The sequence below is a fragment of the Polaribacter sargassicola genome (assembly GCF_021991835.1).
GTDB classification, from domain to species: Bacteria; Bacteroidota; Bacteroidia; order Flavobacteriales; family Flavobacteriaceae; genus Polaribacter; species Polaribacter sargassicola.
The window spans coordinates 43681-62652 of the sequence record NZ_JAHDAU010000012.1 but is presented as its reverse complement, the minus strand read 5'-3'; the positions used below and the strand labels follow the sequence as shown (position 1 = coordinate 62652).

Here is an 18972-nt window from a genome sequence, read left to right as displayed (position 1 = left end):
CCATGGCAAATAGATATAAAGAAAATAATACAGCAAACGAATCTGTTAGTAAATATAAATTGCTTTCTGGATATGGAGGACCAGGATCTTTAGTGCATACGCAATATGGTAGTATCATTGTTTCGTGTATAGAAGAGTGGGGGTTTTTAAAAAAAGTTTTAGAATTAAATCAAAAAGCAATTAATCAAGGGAAGAAGGATAAGGAAAAAATTAAGTATGTAATTGCCGAAGCTAGGGAAGGCGAGAATGGAAATATTGGTATTTCAAATGATCATAGATTGTTGGAAGCATTACAAATAAGAAAGGACCTAATAAGTTTAGAGTATTTGGTATTAATACCAGATATAGAGGTGGTCACTCATAATAATAAAATTGGTAATAATGGTGTCGAAATAGCTATTCCAAGTACCTATATGCCCAAAGTTTTTGCTGATAGGTCTAATAACTACAAAACTTATAGCAGCTGGTATAAAGAGTGGGTTAATAGAACCGCAAATAATGACAAGTATGGTGATAACTTTCATCCACCAAAATATGTTTTTAACAAAGAAAAAGGCTGGACAAGTGATTTAAAACAAGATAATATCATATTACTATGTGAACATGGACATATTAGTGATTTTCCTTGGTCTAAATTTTTAAGATGGAGAACAGATGACCCTGTAGCTATTTTACAAAAAGATTTAGTAGTAGACTTGTTAAATAATCAGAGTTGTTGTAATACACCTCATATTAAAATAACTTCAAATTCAGGAAGTGCATCTGGTTATGATGGTAAATGGTTAAAATGTTCAAGTTGTAGTCAAGGGGTTTCGCTTAAAGGTTTAATGAATGTTAAAATTAAATGTGCAGGGCATAAGCCTTGGGAAGCTGATACAGGAGATATTCAATATTATTCAGGAGATAGAAATGCAAGAAATCAAAATCCACCTTCAGAAGTTTGTCTTTGTACAGAGAAAAAAAATGGACAAACAAAGCCAAAACCCATGAAAGTGGCTTTAACAACAGGTAATAATATTTATTATTCAAGAACTCTTTCCAGTATATATTTACATAGTGAATTGTTTGAGAGTGATATTACTTTGGAAATACTGAGATTAGAAGAAGAGAAAACTCAAGCAATGCGAGATGATAATTTAGAGTTTGCAATTGTGTTAAAAAATAAAATTAGTGATTTAAAACATGACCTGCCTATTGAAGTAGAAGAAGATATTCCAGATTCAGAAGTAGAAACTATTTTCAGATTTAGGGAATTTCAAGCTTTTCACAAAGATGAGGCATTATTAAAAAAAAATCCTAAAGATTTAAGTGTAAAAGATGTTACTGAAAATTTAGATAAAAAAACAATAAGGAGTTACTTCAAAAGAGTTTTACGAGTAGATAATATGAAAATAACATCTGCTCAACTGGATTTTTCGAGAGTTGTCCCAATAGATGCAGATGCTGAAAATGCCCATCCTAAAAATATATTTAAAAGTAAAAATGAAGACGTATTAGTTTACCCCGTAGTTGAGAATTTTGGAGAAGGAATTTTCTTTTCATTTAATGATGAGTTAATCAGTGATTTTATCACAGATAATACAATCATAGAGAAACTACAGAGGGAATTAAAAAAGAAGCAAGAAACAGCAAATCGATTTAACAAAGGAGCAGTTGATTTTGCTAATGTAATGAATTGGCAAATGTATTTAGTTCACACATTTTCTCATTTAATAATGAGAGAATTAGAATTTAGGTGTGGATATCCAACTGCCTCTTTATCGGAAAGAATATATGTTTCTAATGAAGAAGAGTATAAAATGTATGGTTGTTTAATTTATACAGCTGAGGGAGCAGAAGGGAGCATGGGTGGATTAATAGCTCAAACAAGGCCACAAAACCTAAATAACTTAATTAAAAGTGCTATCAAAAGAGCTACCATTTGTAATAGTGATCCTCTTTGTTGGGAATCTGAAGGACAAGGCTTATTTGACTTGAATTTAGCATCTTGCTTCTCTTGTAGTTTGGTGAGCGAAACATCTTGTGAACACAGAAATTTATATTTGGATCGTAAAATATTAGTAGATTCAGATAATGGTTTTTTTAAAGAAATTATTAATTAAATTTATTATTAATGAGCTTTTATTCGGCTAATAAAAATTTCATTCATATTAAACTTCATTCAGAAATGAATGGACTTTCTGATATAGAAAAGTTAGATAAATATGAAAATATAAAAGTTGAAATGAGAAAAAGATTAAGAGAAGCTTATGTAACATGTAACAATTTATATGAATTTTATGAGGAGACTTTTGAACACCTTCTTTATTTTGAACAGGAACTCTTAATTATAAACTTATTTTTTGAACAGGATTGCAATAGGATTTTTAACTATATAAAATTTGGAAAATTATCTGAATTAAAATTTAATAAAAGTTTTTTATTTTCTTACAAATTTATTAATTACATGAATAATTGTTTTTCAGAAGATGAAGTCACTGATTTTTTAAAATTTGAATTAACAGAATTACTTTCATTAAAAGCTGATGATTGGGATTCTTTAATTACTAATAGAAACTCTATAATTAAGAAATATGCAACTTGGTTAATTGTATCTAATAAAACAAGCATTAACAAACAGGTAAATATTTATAGTTATTTGTTATTGTGTAAAATATGGAATCATTATGTGAATTATATTGAACACTTTGATGAGAAATCAATCGTTTTTTACAATACTTTAAATAAAACCTTTACTGCATTGGTAAATAAAGGGGAATATGTAAATTTAAATCAAATAGTAATTGATTTAAGAATTTGGATGAAAAGTTTACTTTTTAAAGATTTAAATTATTATCCAATTTTAGACAATAAAATAAAATCAACTACTGGATATAATTTACAACGAAATAAATTAAAAGACAACATAAGGCTATCAAAGTTTCTTAGCAAGTCTTACGAGAAAGAATCTTATAGTAATATTTTTAAAATGATGGTTGGTAAAGACCATGTTTATTGTGATATGTTTAAAAAAGAAATTAATAATAAATTGAATCAATTGATACTTCCAGATAAACATGATTTAGATACTATTATTAAATTAAGTTTTGAGAAAAAACAAGAGCAAATAAAAAATGAATTTTTAAGAAGGTTATATATATATTAAAAAGAATAAAATTATGAATGAAGAAGAATATTTAGAAAAGTTAGTTAAAGATTTTGGTAAAATAAATGGTTATTCAAGTGAAGAGAAAAATGAATTCTCTACTGTGCTCAAAAAATTAATGGCTGTAGAGGATAAAGAGGGCTCTTTTGATGAAATTATTGAAATTATAATTAAGGGATAATGATAAAATTTATAGATTATAAATTAATAAAACAGCCAAACACAATATCTGAAGAAACCTTTACTCCAAATAATAATCTTGTTGAATTTATTAATAGTAGAGAGGGAGGGAATTCTCGTATATTAGTAATAAAAGCATCTAATAGTTCTGGTAAAAGTTTTCTTTTAAATAGTATAGCTTATGCGTTTAAAGCACTAGAATTACCTGATGATGAACTTTCACCGTCATTAAGAAGGTCATTAAATTATTTAATAGACAAAGAACATCAAAAAATTAATTTTGAAATTGATATAGATGACCCTGATGGTTTTAAAATCAATGGCAAGTTTAATTATTTAGATGAAAATGAAATAAGAATAAAAGATAAAAAAGGGGGGGCTGAGAAAATAAATTCTGATGAGTTTTCAAGTAGATATAAATTATTATATGACATACCAGAAAAACCATTGGATAGAATATATAAATTACTAAAATCAATTAAAGAATTTAATGGAGAAATTTTAGGAAATCTTAACCCTTTAGATATAAAAATTAGAGATATCCTAAAGTCAATTAAAGAAGAAAGAGATGAGGTAGTCATTAAAAAAATTCAAGATAGAATTAATAGAGATCTTGAATTAAAAAAAACTCATGAGGATAAATTAGATAAGTTAAAAGAAAATCTTAAAGACTTAGAAAATTATGATAATTTAATTAGACTTAAAAAAAGTACAGATTCTAAAGCTCGTAAAGTAATTGAATTTTCAAATATCGAAAAAGAATTAAAATTATTAAAACCAAGCTCTAGGTCAAAAAAAAATACAGATAATAAAAATAAGATTTCAGCTCTTAAAAAAGAAATCAGAAATCTTCATATTTCAAGCTTATTAGTTTATTGTAAGGAGGAAATAATTGAAAATGTATATTATGAAAAATTCACTAATAGTTTCTCTAAAACAGATGTCAATTTGTTTAATTATTTATTTGATAATCCAGAGTCGATAGTAGATGATTTATTAGTGAATGATGTTGAAAAAATATCCAAATTTATAAAGGGTTTAGAGAGTTTTAAGAATATTTCTTTAGATAAAGTTTTTAAAGAACTTAAATCAGAATATAATGAGTTTGATTATAAGTTTATTAAAGAATTAAAAAATGCATTTACTAAATATCAAGACAACTGTAGACAAAGTCAACTTATAATCGGATTATTCGATAAGAATCCGTATTTAATCATGGAAAAACTTGATATTTATGAAAATAAATTAAGTATAGTTGATGATTTAAATAAGTTACAGAAAGAATTAAATAACGCTATAAGTAGTCTTGTTGGTAAGATAAATAAAGGTCTTAGTTTTTCAAAAAAGTTATCGAGAGAAATTACTAAAAATAAGAGTGGAAATAATGGTTATGATAAAAAAATAGAAAGAGCTAACAATATTAAGGAATCTATTAATCGAGATAAATTAGAAATAGATAAATTAAGAAATAATCTAGAAATTAATGGTGTTAAATTATCTGTGCTGAATGATGCAAATAGTATTGATGAATTGTGTGATAATTTATATATGAAAAACAATTATTGTAAGGGAAAAGAAAAAGAGCAAATTGATGAATACAAAAATGAAATAAAAAAAAGTGAGTTATTCTTAGTCACTTTGGATAAAGCGTTGTTAGATGATAATGTAAAATTAAAAGTAGAAAACTCTAAGAAATCATCTAAGTATGCTTTAAACCATAGAGAAATTCAAATATTTAGTAATAAGTTAAGTTTTTTTACAAGGTATATGGTTCAAAGAAATGCTCTTATAAGTGATAATGGCGAATTAAAATCAGATGATTCATTAGAATACAAATCTTATATGAAAATTATAGGAGAATATGTAGCATCACTCATGGGGAATAAAATTATTTATCAAGACAGTAATGTAGATATAGCTTATATAGATTATTCAAGTAAAACACCATATTTTGTAACTCAAAATGATAGAAGAATAGCTTTTTCAGATTTTAGTGGTGGGCAAGGTTCCAGTAATTATTTAAAAGCAAAACTAAATATAAGTGAAGAACGAAAATTCATTGTATTAATTGATGAAATTGCGAATATGGATAATAAATCACTTGAAATGGTAATAGATAGATTAAAAGAGTTAAATAACAATAATAAATTATTACTAGCAATTTTAGTAGAACCAGCAAAAGAATCGAATACATTTAAAATTAGATCATATTAAGTTATGAATAAAGAATTATTAAATTTAAAAAAAATACTAGAATCTAACTTTATAGAAATTGGAGATAAAGATAGTATGAGCACATTAAAGAATAACGATGACTCTCTTTTTTTATCAATTACTGAGTGTGGTTTAAAGTGGCAAAAAAAGAAAATTGAAAGTTTATTTGAATTAAGTTCAAAATATATAGATGATTTTGAAAGTGATGTTTTTAAAAAATGTATCGATTTAGAATTTATTTCAGAATGTCTTAAGCCTTCAAAAAGAAATTTTTATTTTATAAATCTAAATGGTTTGTTTTATTTAGATTCAAAAAAAAATAAAAACCTTAAAAACCTATTAGTTAAAAAGTTACAGGATAGTTTTTATAAGGAAATCAAATGGGTTTTAAAAGATGAAGAAAAATTAATTGTTAGTTTGTTGATAATTTTCAATGCATTTAGTAAAGAAAATTCATTTGAATTTACTAAAAAAAATGAAATCAAAGTATGGGATTTTATGAAAGAAGATTTAAGTAAAGGACTTGTAGAAATTGGAATTTGTCAGTCTTTTCAAGATAAAATTGAAGCAAAAAGTACTAAATATGCTTCTGGTAAAAACTTTTTTGCAGGGCAACCTAGTATCTTATCTAGAACTGGGTTATTCATACCAAATAATGGTAATTATTATTTGGAAATGAAAACTAATGCAGATTATGAATTTTTAGTTTCGTTATTGTTTAATGATAAAGGTTATAGTGAGAAATTAGCCTATGTTGAGTTGATAGAGAGATTAGGGCGTGAACTATTTTTAAATTCTATATTAGTAGATATCTTTGATTTTAATGATAAATTAAGAAATATAATTTTGTATTAATTTTTTTATAATTATTTCTAATTTTTCAAATTTTAGAAAGTTTTTACTTATATTTTCTTACAAAACACACCCACACCAAATACGTGTAGGGTGTTTTTTATGCTTAAAAACCATTTTGTTTAAATATTATATTTAAAAGTTAAACAAAATTCGTAAATTTGCATATGAAATTGAAAGACAACAAAATAATTAAAACTTTAATTTTTCTATTTTTTAACTTTTTGGCCTTAGGGGGCGGAGTTATTTTAATGGAAAACGGACCACAAGAAGATTGGTATATTTCTTTAAACAAAGCACCTTGGACTCCACCAGGTTGGGTGTTTGGTGCGGCTTGGACTAGCATTATGTTATTGTTTTCTTTTTACATGACTAAATTGAGTTTCCAGTTTTACTTTCTAGATAAAAAACTGATTAGTTTGTATGCATTACAATGGCTTTTAAATGTGGGTTGGAACTTAGTTTTCTTTAACTTACATAAAACCAAAATAGGTTTGGTTGTTATTGTATTGTTGTGGTTATTAATAGGTTATTTTACCTGTAAATACATTTATAAAATTAAATGGTTTACCTTGTTAATTCTACCGTACTTAATATGGATGACCATTGCAACAAGCTTAAATGCTTACATTGTTTTAAATAATTAAAAAATAGAATTATGCCTAAAAAAAAGAGTATTTCTGCTGATAAAATTATAGAATTATACATGGATGAGGTTTTAATGGGTGAAACGACCTCTAAAACTGTGTATGCTTTTAGTAAAAAAAATAATTTTGATGAAAGTTTATTTTACCAACATTTTAACGATTTTGAAGCTTTAGAAAAGCACATTTTTGCAGTGTTCTGTACCAAAACCATAGCGCTGTTATTGCAAAATGAAGAGTACAAAACCTATGATGTTAAAAGTAAATTGTTAAGTTTTTATTATACCTTTTTTGAGTTGCTAACGGCCAACAGATCTTATGTACACTTAAAGTTAAAAGAGAACAAAAATAAATTAGAATCTTTAAAATTATTATCAAAATTAAGAACCGTATTTAAAGAGTTCATCAATAAAGAGATAGAAACGGATAGCATCGATTTTAAGAATAAAACCATTAACAAAATTCAAGAAAAGGGAATGCAAGAAGCTGCATGGGGACATTTATTGTTTACCCTACAGTTTTGGTTAGAAGACAGTTCTGATAATTTTGAGAAAACAGATATTTTTATTGAAAAGTCTGTAAAAGCAAGTTTCGATTTAAGAGATATTACACCGGTACAGAGTGTTATTGATTTTGCTAAATTTTTGTGGAAAGAAAAAAAATCAACCTTATGAAAAATATAGATAGTATACCAACTTCTAAAATACAGCGTGCATCTAAATTGGTTTCTACAGGTTTAAAAGTAGGGGTGAATTATGTAAAGTATTACGGAGAAAAAATAGTAAAAACAGAAGAAGAAGCAAAAGAAAATTTAGACGAAGCAAATGCAACAGACATTTACGATGGTTTAAAAACCATGAAAGGTTCTGCTTTAAAAGTAGCACAAATGCTAAGTATGGAAAAAAACATATTGCCAGGAGCATATGTAGAAAAATTTTCTTTATCACAATTTTCTGTACCTCCTTTATCTCCACCTTTGGTGGTAAAAACATTTAAAAAATATTTTAAGCAAAGTCCTACAGAGGTTTTTGATACATTTTCTACTCAATCTATAAATGCCGCCAGTATTGGTCAAGTACACAAAGCGACGAAAGGAGCTAAAAAATTGGCTGTTAAAATTCAATATCCTGGTGTGGCAGAAAGCATTTCTACAGATTTGGCCATGGTAAAACCCATTGCCATGAAAATGTTTAACATTAAAGGAAAAGGATCTGATGAATATTTTAAGGAAGTAGAAAATAAACTTACAGAAGAAACCAACTATATTTTAGAGTTGGCACAAAGTAACGAGGTATCTAGTAAGTGCAGTGTAATACCAAATTTAAAATTCCCGAATTATTATCCAGAATTTTCTACCCAAAGAATTTTAACAATGGATTGGATGGAAGGCATTCATCTATCAGAATATGTAAGTAAAAAGAATTCACCAGAAGATTTAACAAAAATTGGTCAGGCACTTTGGGATTTTTACATGTACCAAATGCATGTTTTAAGAAAAGTACATGCAGACCCGCATCCTGGTAATTTTTTGGTTTCTGATGACCATCAATTAATAGCTATTGATTTTGGTTGTATGAAAGAAGTACCAGATAGTTTTTATGTGCCTTATTTTGAATTGGCTAAGAAAGAAAACATAGAAAATCCTGCTTTTTTTGAAGCTAAATTATATGAGTTAGAAATATTAAGATCAGATGATTCTGAGGAAGAAAAGGCCTTTTTTAAAGCGCTTTTTTATGAAATGTTGGCGCTATTTACACAACCATTTCACAAAGAAATCTTCGATTTTTCTGACGATGTGTTTTTTGGTAAAATTAGTGATTTAGGACAAAAATATGCCAAAAGTACCGAGTTAAAGAAAATGAATGGTAACCGAGGATCTAAACATTTTATATACATAAACAGAACCTTTTTTGGTTTGTATAATTTAATGCACGATTTAAAAGCGACTAATATTAAAATCAACAATTTTAAAAATCTTTAAATGCACTTTACCTTAAAAGACATAAATGCTCTAAATTACTTGTACAAAATTAATTTAATAAATAGTGTATCTGGATTTAAAGCAGCAAACTTAATTGCTACTCAATCTAAAAAAGGCACAACGAATGTAGCCGTTTTTAGCTCGGTAGTGCATTATGGTTCTAATCCGCCAATTTTAGGGTTTGTTTTAAGACCTAATACCGTTGTGCGCAATACTTATGATAATATAAAAGAAACAGGATTTTATACGATTAACCATATTTATAAAGATATTATAGAAGAGGCACACCATACATCAGCAAAATACCCTGCAGAAATATCTGAGTTTTATAAAACAACTTTACAAGAAGAATATTTAAACGATTTTAAAGCTCCTTTTGTAAAAGGTTGTGCCATTAAAATGGGATTAAAGTACTTAGAAGAATATCACATTAAAGCCAACGATACCATTTTAGTGCTGGGGGAAATTGTGGATTTATATATAGCGGATGATTTGGTGTCTAAAGATGGATTTGTAAATCTTGCCAAAGCAAAAACAGCAGTTATCAATGGTTTAGACGGTTATGCTGTACCAGAAGATATAAGCCGAAAAGGATATCAAAGACCCAAAAAAGAAGCATAGAAAAAGTATTTTTTAAAATAAAATATGAAAATATTAATTACAGGTACAACAGGTTATATTGCTAAGAGATTGGTTTTAAATTTACTAGAAAACAATCATCAGTTGGTTTGTTGTGTCCGTGATTTAGATAGAATTCCCGATGAGTTTGAACATCATAAAAATGTAACCTTTTTAAAAGTTGATTTTTTAAACACTGATAAAGTGGTGTTTCCAAAAGATATAGATGCAGCGTATTATTTAATTCACTCTATGTCTACAGATGCTAATAATTTTGAGGATTTAGAAAAGATCTGTGCGGTAAATTTTAAAAAGTTAATAGAACAAACAAAGGCAAAGCAAGTGGTGTATTTAAGTGGAATTGTAAATGACAATTCGCTTTCTAAGCATTTAAAATCTCGTTTTGCAGTAGAAAAAACATTGCGATCTAAACAGTATGGATTAACTACTTTTAGAGCAGGGATTGTAGTGGGTAGTGGTAGTGCTTCTTTTGAGATTGTTAGAGATATTGTAGAAAAACTACCTGTAATGATTACCCCAAGATGGCTAAATACCAAAACACAACCCATTGCTGTTAGAGATGTTTTATCGTATTTAGAAAAAGCATTGGATAAAGAAGAGTTATTCAATCAATCTTTTGATATTGGTGGGCCAGAGGTATTAACATACAAAGAAATGTTATTGCAATTTGCAGAAGTTAGAGGGTTTAAAAGATACATATACACCTTACCAGTATTAAGTCCTAAATTATCTTCTTATTGGTTGTATTTTGTAACCTCTACCTCGTTTAATTTAGCACAAGCTTTGGTAGATAGTATGAAGATTGAAGTTATTGCTAAGCCAAATAATATCAATAAAATTCTAAAAATAAAACCGATTACTTACAAAGAAGCTGTGGCACTTGCTTTTCAAAAAATAGAACAAAACGATGTAGTTTCTAGTTGGAAAGATGCCATGAGTAGCGGTGTTTTTAACGATCAATTAGCAAAGCATATTCAATTGCCAGAGTTTGGTTGTTTTACAGATGTAAGAGTAAAAACTATTAAAAACGAAGAGAAAACATTACACAAAATTTGGTCTATTGGAGGGCAAAATGGTTGGTATAGTTTTAATTGGCTATGGAAAATAAGAGGATATATAGACAAACTTTTTGGTGGAGTTGGGTTGAGAAGAGGAAGAACGCATAAAACCCATTTAGAAGCAGGAGATCCGTTGGATTTTTGGCGGGTTTTATTAGCGGATAAAAAAGAAAAAAGATTGTTATTATTTGCAGAAATGAAATTGCCAGGAGAGGCTTGGTTAGAGTTTAAAATAACCAACGGTAAACTACAGCAAAGAGCCGTTTTTAGACCCAAAGGTGTTATGGGTAGGCTGTATTGGTTTATGGTATTGCCATTTCATGCATTTGTTTTTAAGGGCATGATAAATTCACTAATTAATATAAAATAAGGATGAAAACAATTTTAATAGTTGGCGGTAGTAAAGGAATAGGAAAAGCATTGGTAAATACTTTAAAAGTAGACCACAATGTAATTGTAATGAGTCGTACAGAAATAGCCTCTAAAGCAAATACCAAGCAGTATCTTTTAGATGTTTTAAAAGACGAATTACCAGAAATAGATGTATTAAATGGCTTGGTGTATTGCCCAGGTAGTATCAATTTAAAACCATTTAAAAGGTTAACATCAGAAGATTTTATTGAGGATTTTAACATTAATGTACTAGGTGCAATAAGAGTTTTAAAGAAATACGAAAAGTCTTTAAGTACCCAAAACGGAAGTGTATTATTGTTTAGTACTGTAGCTACCCAAATGGGCATGCCTTTTCATGCCAGTGTTGCGGTAAGTAAGGCTGGTGTAGAAGGCTTGGTAAAATCATTGGCGGCAGAATATGCTACTAAAATCAGGTTTAATGCCATTGCGCCAACAGTAACTAATACCCCTTTAGCGGCTCGTTTATTAAGAAACGAAAAACAGCAAGAAGCCATGAAAGATCGCCATCCTTTAAAACAATATTTAGAACCAACAGAAGTAGCTTCTTTGGCGGCTTATTTATTATCCGACAAGGCAAAATCTATATCAGGGCAAATATTTCCGATAGATGCTGGAATGGTTACCTTAAAAATATAAATGAATCAATTATTTACCTATGAGTTTATTTAACACTAACATAAAAGCAAATACGCTAACGCCTAAAGAGTCCGTTTATAAAATTGCAATAAATGATATTAAAGGAAATTTAATTGATTTAAGTCAATACAAAGGCAAAAAAATATTGTTTGTAAATGTAGCATCAGAATGTGGTTTTACAGGACAATACAAAGGCTTACAAGAATTGTATGACCGTTATCAAGATCAATTGATGATTATTGGTGTGCCATGCAATCAGTTTGGCGGTCAAGAACCTGGGGATTCTTCTGAGATTCATTCTTTTTGTCAGGTTAATTATGGAGTTACTTTTTTAATTACAGAAAAAGTAGCTGTAAAAGGAGAGAATCAACATCCGCTATACAAATGGCTGACGAGAAAAGAGCTGAACGGAAAATCTAATTCTAACGTAAAATGGAATTTTCAAAAATATTTAATTGATGAAAACGGAAAATTGATGGATTATTTTTATTCTTTAACAAAACCAATGAGTACTAAAATAACCAAATTATTGTAATATGATCACATTTAAAAAACATTCGGGTATTTATACCTTAAAAACGTCACAGATTTTAAATATCTCTTTAGAACAAGCTTGGTCTTTTTTTAGTTCTCCCGTAAATTTAGAAAATATTACACCAAAACACATGGGGTTTTCTATTACTTCTGAAGTAGATAGCAAAGCATACGAAGGGCAAATAATAACTTATAAAGTGGGCATTTTACCAGGCATTAAACAAAATTGGGTAACAGAAATTACCAAGGTAAAAGAAAATCACTTTTTTATTGACGAGCAACGTTTTGGTCCTTATAAAATGTGGCATCACGAACATTGGTTTAAAGAAATGCCAGACGGAAAAACTTTAATGGACGATAAAATATCTTATAAATTACCGATGGGATTTTTAGGTGATATTGCCCAAACTTTGTTTATAAAAAAACAATTAAAAGATATTTTTACACATCGTTTTACTACTTTAAATCAATTATTTAATGAAAAATAAGATTGCTGTTTTTTGGTTTCGTAGAGATTTAAGAATCGATGATAATGTCGCTTTTTATAAAGCATTAACATCCGGTTTTTCGGTGCTACCTATTTTTATTTTTGATACAAAAATTATAGATTCTTTACCCAAAGATGATGCTAGAATTACGTTTATTTATCAAACGTTAAAAGACTTAGATTATCAATTTAAAAACAACGATGGTAGTTTGTACATTCAAAAAGGAACTACTTTAGAAGTGTGGAAAAAATTGGTAGACGAATTTGATATAGATACGGTCTTTTTTAATAAAGATTACGAGCCTTATGCAATTAAAAGGGATAAAGAAATTGCGCAATTTTTAGCGACTAAGAACATACAAACAAAGTCTTTTAAAGATCAAGTAATTTTTGAAGAAGAAGAAGTTTTAAAAAATGACCACACACCATATACGGTTTTTACTCCATATAAAAAGAAATGGTTAAAACATTTTGAGAGAGAAATACATACACAAGGTTATAAGAGCGAAGCGCATTTAGGTGCTTTATTAAAACTAAACACAGCTTTTATCAGTTTAGAAGAGATTGGTTTTGTAACTAGTAAAATAAAAGTAAAACCTTATAATTTAGAGTCTTTGTCTAAGTATGATGAAATAAGAAACTTTCCGGCTTTAGATAAAACTTCTAATTTATCGCCTTACTTAAGGTTTGGTTTGGTAAGTGTGCGCAAAATGGTAGTATTAGCATTAGAAACCAATGCTACTTTTTTAAGCGAACTAATTTGGCGTGAGTTTTTTATGCAAATTCTCTTCCATTTCCCAAAAGTGGTAACAGACAATTTTAAGCAAAAATACGATTACATTCCTTGGAGAAACAATAAAGAAGAATTTGCAAAATGGTGTAAAGGAGAAACCGGTTACCCAATTGTAGATGCAGGTATGCGAGAGTTAAATACTACGGGATATATGCACAACAGAGTACGTATGATTGTGGCTAGTTTTTTATGCAAACATTTGTTGATAGATTGGCGCTGGGGAGAAGCTTATTTTGCAGAAAAACTTTTAGATTATGATTTGTCTGCCAATAATGGCAATTGGCAATGGAGTGCCGGTACGGGTAGTGATGCTGCTCCTTATTTTAGAGTTTTTAATCCATCAGAACAAATAAAAAAGTTTGATAAAGATTTAAAATACATTAAAAAATGGGTACAAGATTTTGATGATCTTTCTTACCCACAACCTATGGTAGACCATAAAATGGCTAGAGAAAGAGCGATTAAAACATACAAAGATGCTTTAACAGTCTAATTTTATAACAATTTATTGGCAATTTCTTGCCAGTTAGAAACACGAGTGTATCCGGTTTCATTTACATTGTGTGGCGAGTTGTATAGCAAAGTGTCTCCTTTAAAGTTTTCTAAATTATACACACGATCATCAATTAATAAATCTCCATTTAAAATAAATTTATCTCCACATAAAATTCGATGTTGCCAAGTAATAAAAGGCATGTGCTCGTCTAACCAATCGCATTTTTCTTTTAAAGAAGACGGAAATTGTGTTGCTGCTGTAGCAATATAAACTTGATGCTTTTTATAAAGTGCTTCCATAACTTCTATAGCATCTTTCATTGGTGTTAAGCTTCTAAAAAAACCAGGAATACAAGCGTGTTTTAAAACATCTTCTTTATGGTTTGATGGTACATTATCCCAAATTTCACCAGAGGTAATATCATGCAAAGTCAAGTTTTTATTAAATTCTTTGTTGTATAATTCTATATGTTTACCATAAGTGTCTGCCAACACTTCATCCATGTCTACAAAAATTGTCATAAATAGTTTTTTACGAATTAATTACTTTAATTAATACAAGTCAATAGCAACAAGTACAGTTAATCTTTTTTTAAAGTTATAATAACCTAAATAGATACTTAAGTGAGGTTTATAAAAAATAAAAGAAGGTTTAGATGCTCTTAAATAAGCATAAAATTACATTAAAATTGTTTTAATAGAGATATTTAAAGCACATAATATGTAATTATAAGAGAGAATATTAAAAAAGGATGACTATTTAAAGACATCCTTTTTTAATTTGACAATAAAATATTTTTAATAAGCCATTTTTACAATCTTTTCAACTTTATCTGGTGATAAATCTTTATGTTCTCCTAAAGCTACCCAACCACGATCTGTAAAACGTTTAGCAATTTTTTCTGCAGTACCTTCATAATCATCTGTATAATCAGATAATTTTGTATCGATACCTAATTCTTGGAAGAATTTTTCTGTTTTTTCAATTGCATCAAAAGCTTTATCGTTTTTACTTCCTTTTTTAATTTTCCAAACACGTTCTGCATATTGTGCTAATTTTTGTTTTTTAGCATCAAAATTGTATTTGTAATGACTTGGTGTAATAATAGCCAAAGTACGTGCATGATCAATACCAAATAGAGCTGTTAGTTCGTGCCCCATAGCGTGTATAGCCCAATCTGTAGGCACTCCTTTTTGTATCAATCCGTTTAAAGCCATTGTACAACTCCACATAAAATTAGAAGCAGCTTTGTAGTTTGTAGGATCTTTTAACACTTTTGGAGCTACTTTAATTAAAGTTTGTAAGATGCTTTCTGCAAAACGATCTTGTAACATAGCACCAATAGGATACGTCATATATTGTTCTAAAACATGTGTAAAAGCATCTGCAATACCATTTGCTAATTGACGTTTAGGAATAGAAACAATAACTTGCGGATCTAAGATTGAAAATTGAGGAAATAAACCAGGACCACCCATGGCTAATTTTTCTTTTATTTCATCTCTTGTAATTACAGCACCCGAATTCATTTCAGAACCTGTTGCTGGTAATGTTAACACTGTACCAAAAGGCATTCCGGTTTCTGTTCTAATATTGTTTGCTAAAATATCCCAAGGTGTTTCGCCTTTATAAACAGCTGCTGCAGATAAAAATTTGGTTCCGTCTATTACAGAACCTCCACCTACGGCTAATAAATACGTAATTTCTTCTTGTTTAATTACCTTTAAAGCTTCTAATAATTTAGCGTATTCTGGGTTGGCAGGTATGCCACCAAACTCTACAACATCAACATCACTTAAAGCAGACTTTACCTGCTCGTAGATTCCGTTTTTTTTAATGCTTCCACCACCGTATAATAATAACACTTTTGCATTTGCAGGAATCTCTTCTTTTAATTTTTGTATGGTATCCTTACCAAAAATAATTTTGGTCGGATTTTTAAATTCAAAATTATTCATTGTATAATATTTTTAAATTTTAACAATCATTTTTCCTTTATTTTTCCCTTCAAATAAATCAATAAAGGCATTAGGTATATTATCGAAACCTTCTACAATAGTTTCTGTATACGTTAATTTACCAGCACCTAACCAAGTTGCTAATTGTTGTATTGCTGCTGGAAATTTTGCTGCAAAATCAGATACAATAAACCCTTGCATTAAAGCACTATTTTTAACTAAAGTTGTTTGTACACGTATACCTTTAGAAGCTTCTGTTTCGTTATAGGTAGAAATTGCCCCACAAATAATAATACGTGCAAATCTATTGATGTTGACTAAAACCGAATCAGAAATTGCCCCACCAACATTATCAAAATAAATATCAACTCCGTTAGGTGCTAATTTTTTAATATCGGCATTTATATCTGAACTCGTATTGTAATTAATACCAGCATCAAAACCAAATTTAGATTTCAGTAAATCTATTTTTTCATCTGTACCAGCAATACCAATAACATGTAAACCTAAAATTTTAGCAATTTGCCCAACTACAGAACCAACAGCTCCTGCAGCACCAGATATTACAATAGTTTCTCCTGCTTTGGGTTTTCCTATTTCTTGTAAACCTAAAAAAGCAGTTAAACCAGTCATTCCTAAAATTCCTAAATAAGCACTTAAAGGCGCTTTATTTTCATCAACAATAGTTAAACCTTCTCCTGTAGAAACTTGTTGTGTTTGCCAATTTAATAAACCAGAAACATAGTCTCCTTCTGCAAATTTTTCGTTGTTAGAAACAATTACTTTTGCAACAACACCAGATTGTACAGGTTTATTTAACTCAAAAGGCGGTACATAAGATTTGGCATCACTCATACGACCTCTTAAATATGGATCTACAGAAACATAAGCTGCTTCTAATAAGATTTCTCCTTTATTTATACTTAATATTTTGTCCTCTTTTACAACTTTAAAATTAGAAGTTGTAGGTTTTCCTTGAGGTCTATTATTCAATAATATCGTTTTCATAAATTTTTACTTAATTACAGTTACTAAATCAGTCATAGGTTTTCTAACCTTAACTAAATTTACCAACCAATCTTCATCTTCCTTTCTATAACCTATTGGTAATAAAACGGCACTGCGTAATCCTTTTTCTTTTAAGCCTAAAATTTCATCTACAGCAGCAGGATCAAAACCTTCTAAAGGCGTAGCATCAACACCTTCGTATGCAGCAGCAATAATAGCATGTGCAAAAGCAATGTATGCTTGTTTAGCAGCGTGATTAAAGTTTTCTTCTGCATCTTTCTGTGGGTAAGAACTTAATAACATTTGACGGTAGTTTTCCCATCCTTCGTTTTTAAATCCACGAATTTCATTGGTTAAATCAAACATATAATTAATACGTTCTGGTGTATAAGTATCCCAAGCGGCAAATACCAATAAGTGAGAACAGTCTGTAATTACAGATTGATTCCATGCAACAGGTTTAATTTTTTCTTTGATTTCTTGATTTTGAACAACCAAAATTTCAAAAGGTTGTAAACCACTAGAAGTAGGAGCCAAACGAGCAGCTTCTAAAATACGTTCTATTTTATCTTCTGCAACAACTTCACCATTCATAGCCTTTGCTGCGTATCTCCAATTTAATTTATCTAATAATTCCATATGATTTTTATTTATTTTGAAAGTTTATATATGTGATGAGAAGTAATAATTACTTCTGATTTTTCTATTTTATTTGTTAAGTTAACCATTGCTTGTGCAATGTTTTTGGCATCTATTATTTTATAATCTTTTAATTTACCGATAAACAAGGGCTGAATTAATTTAAAGAAAGCCAAACCTATTTTTTCTAACATTCTTTTTTCTTGACGATTGCCACCAATTAAAGAAGGTCTTAATATAAAAGTGTTTTTAATATTTTGTTGTTTTACAGCCTTTTCCATTTCGCCTTTTGTTTTGTTATAAAAAACATTGCTTTTAGCATTGGCTCCCATGGCAGAAATTACTACAAATGTGTTGATGTTGTTTTCTTTTGATAGTTTTGCAGCAGTAACCGGAATGCCATAGTCTATTTGTTTGTACAAGCTTTTATCTGGTGTTTTTTTGGTTGTAGTACCAATACAACAGTACACCTCATCTGCTATAAAATCATTTTTAAATGTTTCTAATGATAAAAGATCTCCTATAAATTGTGTTACTTTTTTAGGTAAACCTTCTATTTTAGAGCGAGAAAATAATTTGATACTTTTATAACGAGTGTCTTTTATTAATTTTTGAAGTAAAATATTGCCTGTAAGGCCAGTAGCTCCTAAAATAATTGCTGTTTTCTTCATACTATAATTATATTTTAATGCTGTTCCATGCCGCAATATAGGCTTCTTCTATGTGCGTTTCTGTTAATAAAAAATTACCATTTTTTTGCATCATCATTAAATAAGATAAAGGATTGATAGCATAAGCATATAAAATATAATCGGATATTGGTTTTATAATACCTTCATCTTTACCACGTTGCCAAAGATCGAGTAGGGGTTGAAGGTGTTTAATACCTTCTTGTCTACTAGGTTCATCTATCATAGGTGTATTATCGCATTGTGCTAAAAACATGGCATGTTCACATTCTATTAGTTTAAAATGAGCAATACGTTTCCATATAATTTCAAAACCTTCTTTAACAGGCATAGATTCTTTGTACGTATTAAAAGCATATTGGGTAAATTTTGTTTTAACTTCTATATAAGTTTTATTTACCAAGTCTTGCTTGTTTTCGAAATACAAATAAATGGTAGCAGGAGATACATTTGCCATTTTGGCAATTTTACTCATTGGAGTAGCATGAAAACCGTGGTTGTTAACCAGTTCTATAGTTGCTTTTACCAAAGCGTTTTTTTTATCGATACTCTTTTGCAGTTTTGCCATTTTTATTTATTTCTGATGCAAAGATACGATAAAAATG

The 18972-nt window shown here is 28.9% G+C and carries 20 protein-coding genes; 14 read left to right on the top strand and 6 right to left on the bottom strand.

Annotation, left to right across the window (positions count from 1 at the left end):
• Positions 1-2 precede the first annotated feature (2 nt).
• From drmB to KI686_RS14965, 14 genes are all read left to right on the top strand, one after another.
• Entirely contained in the window at positions 3-2102 is a 2100-nt protein-coding gene (gene drmB, locus KI686_RS15030) for a DUF1998 domain-containing protein (RefSeq protein ID WP_237590157.1), read from the top strand.
• Between the two features lie 11 nt (positions 2103-2113).
• Positions 2114-3145 (top strand): hypothetical protein, encoded by a 1032-nt coding sequence (locus KI686_RS15025; RefSeq protein ID WP_237590156.1) that lies wholly within the window; start codon positions 2114-2116, stop codon positions 3143-3145.
• Between the two features lie 13 nt (positions 3146-3158).
• Complete coding sequence (locus KI686_RS15020; RefSeq protein ID WP_237590155.1) at positions 3159-3326, top strand: hypothetical protein; 168 nt, start codon at positions 3159-3161, stop codon at positions 3324-3326.
• Entirely contained in the window at positions 3326-5539 is a 2214-nt protein-coding gene (locus KI686_RS15015; RefSeq protein WP_237590154.1) for a hypothetical protein, read from the top strand. The genes KI686_RS15020 and KI686_RS15015 overlap by 1 nt, the downstream gene beginning before the upstream one ends.
• Before the next feature lie 3 nt (positions 5540-5542).
• Positions 5543-6394: a hypothetical protein gene (locus KI686_RS15010; RefSeq protein WP_237590153.1), complete on the top strand. Its 852-nt coding sequence runs from the start codon at positions 5543-5545 to the stop codon at positions 6392-6394.
• Between the two features lie 164 nt (positions 6395-6558).
• Positions 6559-7038 (top strand): TspO/MBR family protein, encoded by a 480-nt coding sequence (locus tag KI686_RS15005; RefSeq protein ID WP_237590152.1) that lies wholly within the window; start codon positions 6559-6561, stop codon positions 7036-7038.
• A gap of 11 nt (positions 7039-7049) precedes the next feature.
• Positions 7050-7709 (top strand): TetR family transcriptional regulator C-terminal domain-containing protein, encoded by a 660-nt coding sequence (locus KI686_RS15000; protein WP_237590151.1) that lies wholly within the window; start codon positions 7050-7052, stop codon positions 7707-7709.
• Positions 7706-9016 (top strand): ABC1 kinase family protein, encoded by a 1311-nt coding sequence (locus KI686_RS14995; protein ID WP_237590150.1) that lies wholly within the window; start codon positions 7706-7708, stop codon positions 9014-9016. Before KI686_RS15000 ends, KI686_RS14995 begins: the two co-directional genes overlap by 4 nt.
• The gene (locus KI686_RS14990; RefSeq protein WP_237590149.1) at positions 9017-9637 is read left to right on the top strand and encodes a flavin reductase family protein; all 621 of its coding nucleotides are present in this window, start codon (positions 9017-9019) and stop codon (positions 9635-9637) included.
• Positions 9638-9661: 24 nt separating this feature from the next.
• Positions 9662-11083: an SDR family oxidoreductase gene (locus KI686_RS14985; protein ID WP_237590148.1), complete on the top strand. Its 1422-nt coding sequence runs from the start codon at positions 9662-9664 to the stop codon at positions 11081-11083.
• Between the two features lie 2 nt (positions 11084-11085).
• Positions 11086-11763 (top strand): SDR family NAD(P)-dependent oxidoreductase, encoded by a 678-nt coding sequence (locus KI686_RS14980; protein ID WP_237590147.1) that lies wholly within the window; start codon positions 11086-11088, stop codon positions 11761-11763.
• Between the two features lie 19 nt (positions 11764-11782).
• Positions 11783-12298 (top strand): glutathione peroxidase, encoded by a 516-nt coding sequence (locus tag KI686_RS14975; protein WP_237590146.1) that lies wholly within the window; start codon positions 11783-11785, stop codon positions 12296-12298.
• 1 nt (position 12299) lies between these two features.
• Complete coding sequence (locus KI686_RS14970; protein WP_237590145.1) at positions 12300-12785, top strand: SRPBCC family protein; 486 nt, start codon at positions 12300-12302, stop codon at positions 12783-12785.
• On the top strand, positions 12775-14070 hold the full coding sequence (locus KI686_RS14965) for a cryptochrome/photolyase family protein (protein ID WP_237590144.1): 1296 nt from the start codon (positions 12775-12777) through the stop codon (positions 14068-14070). The genes KI686_RS14970 and KI686_RS14965 overlap by 11 nt, the downstream gene beginning before the upstream one ends.
• A gap of 2 nt (positions 14071-14072) precedes the next feature.
• On the opposite strand, the gene KI686_RS14960 is transcribed toward KI686_RS14965, so the two are convergent.
• The 6 genes from KI686_RS14960 to KI686_RS14935 form a co-directional block, all read right to left on the bottom strand.
• Positions 14073-14594 (bottom strand): 5' nucleotidase, NT5C type, encoded by a 522-nt coding sequence (locus KI686_RS14960; RefSeq protein WP_237590143.1) that lies wholly within the window; start codon positions 14592-14594, stop codon positions 14073-14075.
• Between the two features lie 276 nt (positions 14595-14870).
• Positions 14871-16031 carry an iron-containing alcohol dehydrogenase gene (locus tag KI686_RS14955; protein ID WP_237590142.1) on the bottom strand — a complete coding sequence of 387 codons (1161 nt, stop codon included), beginning with the start codon at positions 16029-16031 and terminating at the stop codon, positions 14871-14873.
• A gap of 12 nt (positions 16032-16043) precedes the next feature.
• Positions 16044-17039, bottom strand: coding sequence for an NADP-dependent oxidoreductase (locus KI686_RS14950; RefSeq protein ID WP_237590141.1), 996 nt, complete (start codon positions 17037-17039; stop codon positions 16044-16046).
• Positions 17040-17045: 6 nt separating this feature from the next.
• Positions 17046-17678, bottom strand: a complete 633-nt coding sequence (locus KI686_RS14945) for a nitroreductase family protein (protein ID WP_237590140.1) — start codon at positions 17676-17678, stop codon at positions 17046-17048.
• Positions 17679-17689: 11 nt separating this feature from the next.
• Complete coding sequence (locus KI686_RS14940; RefSeq protein WP_237590139.1) at positions 17690-18349, bottom strand: NAD(P)H-binding protein; 660 nt, start codon at positions 18347-18349, stop codon at positions 17690-17692.
• 7 nt (positions 18350-18356) lie between these two features.
• A complete protein-coding gene (locus KI686_RS14935; protein ID WP_237590138.1) occupies positions 18357-18935 on the bottom strand; it encodes a TetR/AcrR family transcriptional regulator in 579 nt (192 codons plus the stop codon).
• Between the last annotated feature and the right edge of the window lie 37 nt (positions 18936-18972).

Coding starts and splice junctions, on each gene's coding strand:
- drmB (WP_237590157.1), top strand. CDS start 3: ATGGCAAATAGATATAAAGAAAATAATACAGCAAACGAATCTGTTAGT.
- KI686_RS15025 (WP_237590156.1), top strand. CDS start 2,114: ATGAGCTTTTATTCGGCTAATAAAAATTTCATTCATATTAAACTTCAT.
- KI686_RS15020 (WP_237590155.1), top strand. CDS start 3,159: ATGAATGAAGAAGAATATTTAGAAAAGTTAGTTAAAGATTTTGGTAAA.
- KI686_RS15015 (WP_237590154.1), top strand. CDS start 3,326: ATGATAAAATTTATAGATTATAAATTAATAAAACAGCCAAACACAATA.
- KI686_RS15010 (WP_237590153.1), top strand. CDS start 5,543: ATGAATAAAGAATTATTAAATTTAAAAAAAATACTAGAATCTAACTTT.
- KI686_RS15005 (WP_237590152.1), top strand. CDS start 6,559: ATGAAATTGAAAGACAACAAAATAATTAAAACTTTAATTTTTCTATTT.
- KI686_RS15000 (WP_237590151.1), top strand. CDS start 7,050: ATGCCTAAAAAAAAGAGTATTTCTGCTGATAAAATTATAGAATTATAC.
- KI686_RS14995 (WP_237590150.1), top strand. CDS start 7,706: ATGAAAAATATAGATAGTATACCAACTTCTAAAATACAGCGTGCATCT.
- KI686_RS14990 (WP_237590149.1), top strand. CDS start 9,017: ATGCACTTTACCTTAAAAGACATAAATGCTCTAAATTACTTGTACAAA.
- KI686_RS14985 (WP_237590148.1), top strand. CDS start 9,662: ATGAAAATATTAATTACAGGTACAACAGGTTATATTGCTAAGAGATTG.
- KI686_RS14980 (WP_237590147.1), top strand. CDS start 11,086: ATGAAAACAATTTTAATAGTTGGCGGTAGTAAAGGAATAGGAAAAGCA.
- KI686_RS14975 (WP_237590146.1), top strand. CDS start 11,783: ATGAGTTTATTTAACACTAACATAAAAGCAAATACGCTAACGCCTAAA.
- KI686_RS14970 (WP_237590145.1), top strand. CDS start 12,300: ATGATCACATTTAAAAAACATTCGGGTATTTATACCTTAAAAACGTCA.
- KI686_RS14965 (WP_237590144.1), top strand. CDS start 12,775: ATGAAAAATAAGATTGCTGTTTTTTGGTTTCGTAGAGATTTAAGAATC.
- KI686_RS14960 (WP_237590143.1), bottom strand. CDS start 14,594: ATGACAATTTTTGTAGACATGGATGAAGTGTTGGCAGACACTTATGGT.
- KI686_RS14955 (WP_237590142.1), bottom strand. CDS start 16,031: ATGAATAATTTTGAATTTAAAAATCCGACCAAAATTATTTTTGGTAAG.
- KI686_RS14950 (WP_237590141.1), bottom strand. CDS start 17,039: ATGAAAACGATATTATTGAATAATAGACCTCAAGGAAAACCTACAACT.
- KI686_RS14945 (WP_237590140.1), bottom strand. CDS start 17,678: ATGGAATTATTAGATAAATTAAATTGGAGATACGCAGCAAAGGCTATG.
- KI686_RS14940 (WP_237590139.1), bottom strand. CDS start 18,349: ATGAAGAAAACAGCAATTATTTTAGGAGCTACTGGCCTTACAGGCAAT.
- KI686_RS14935 (WP_237590138.1), bottom strand. CDS start 18,935: ATGGCAAAACTGCAAAAGAGTATCGATAAAAAAAACGCTTTGGTAAAA.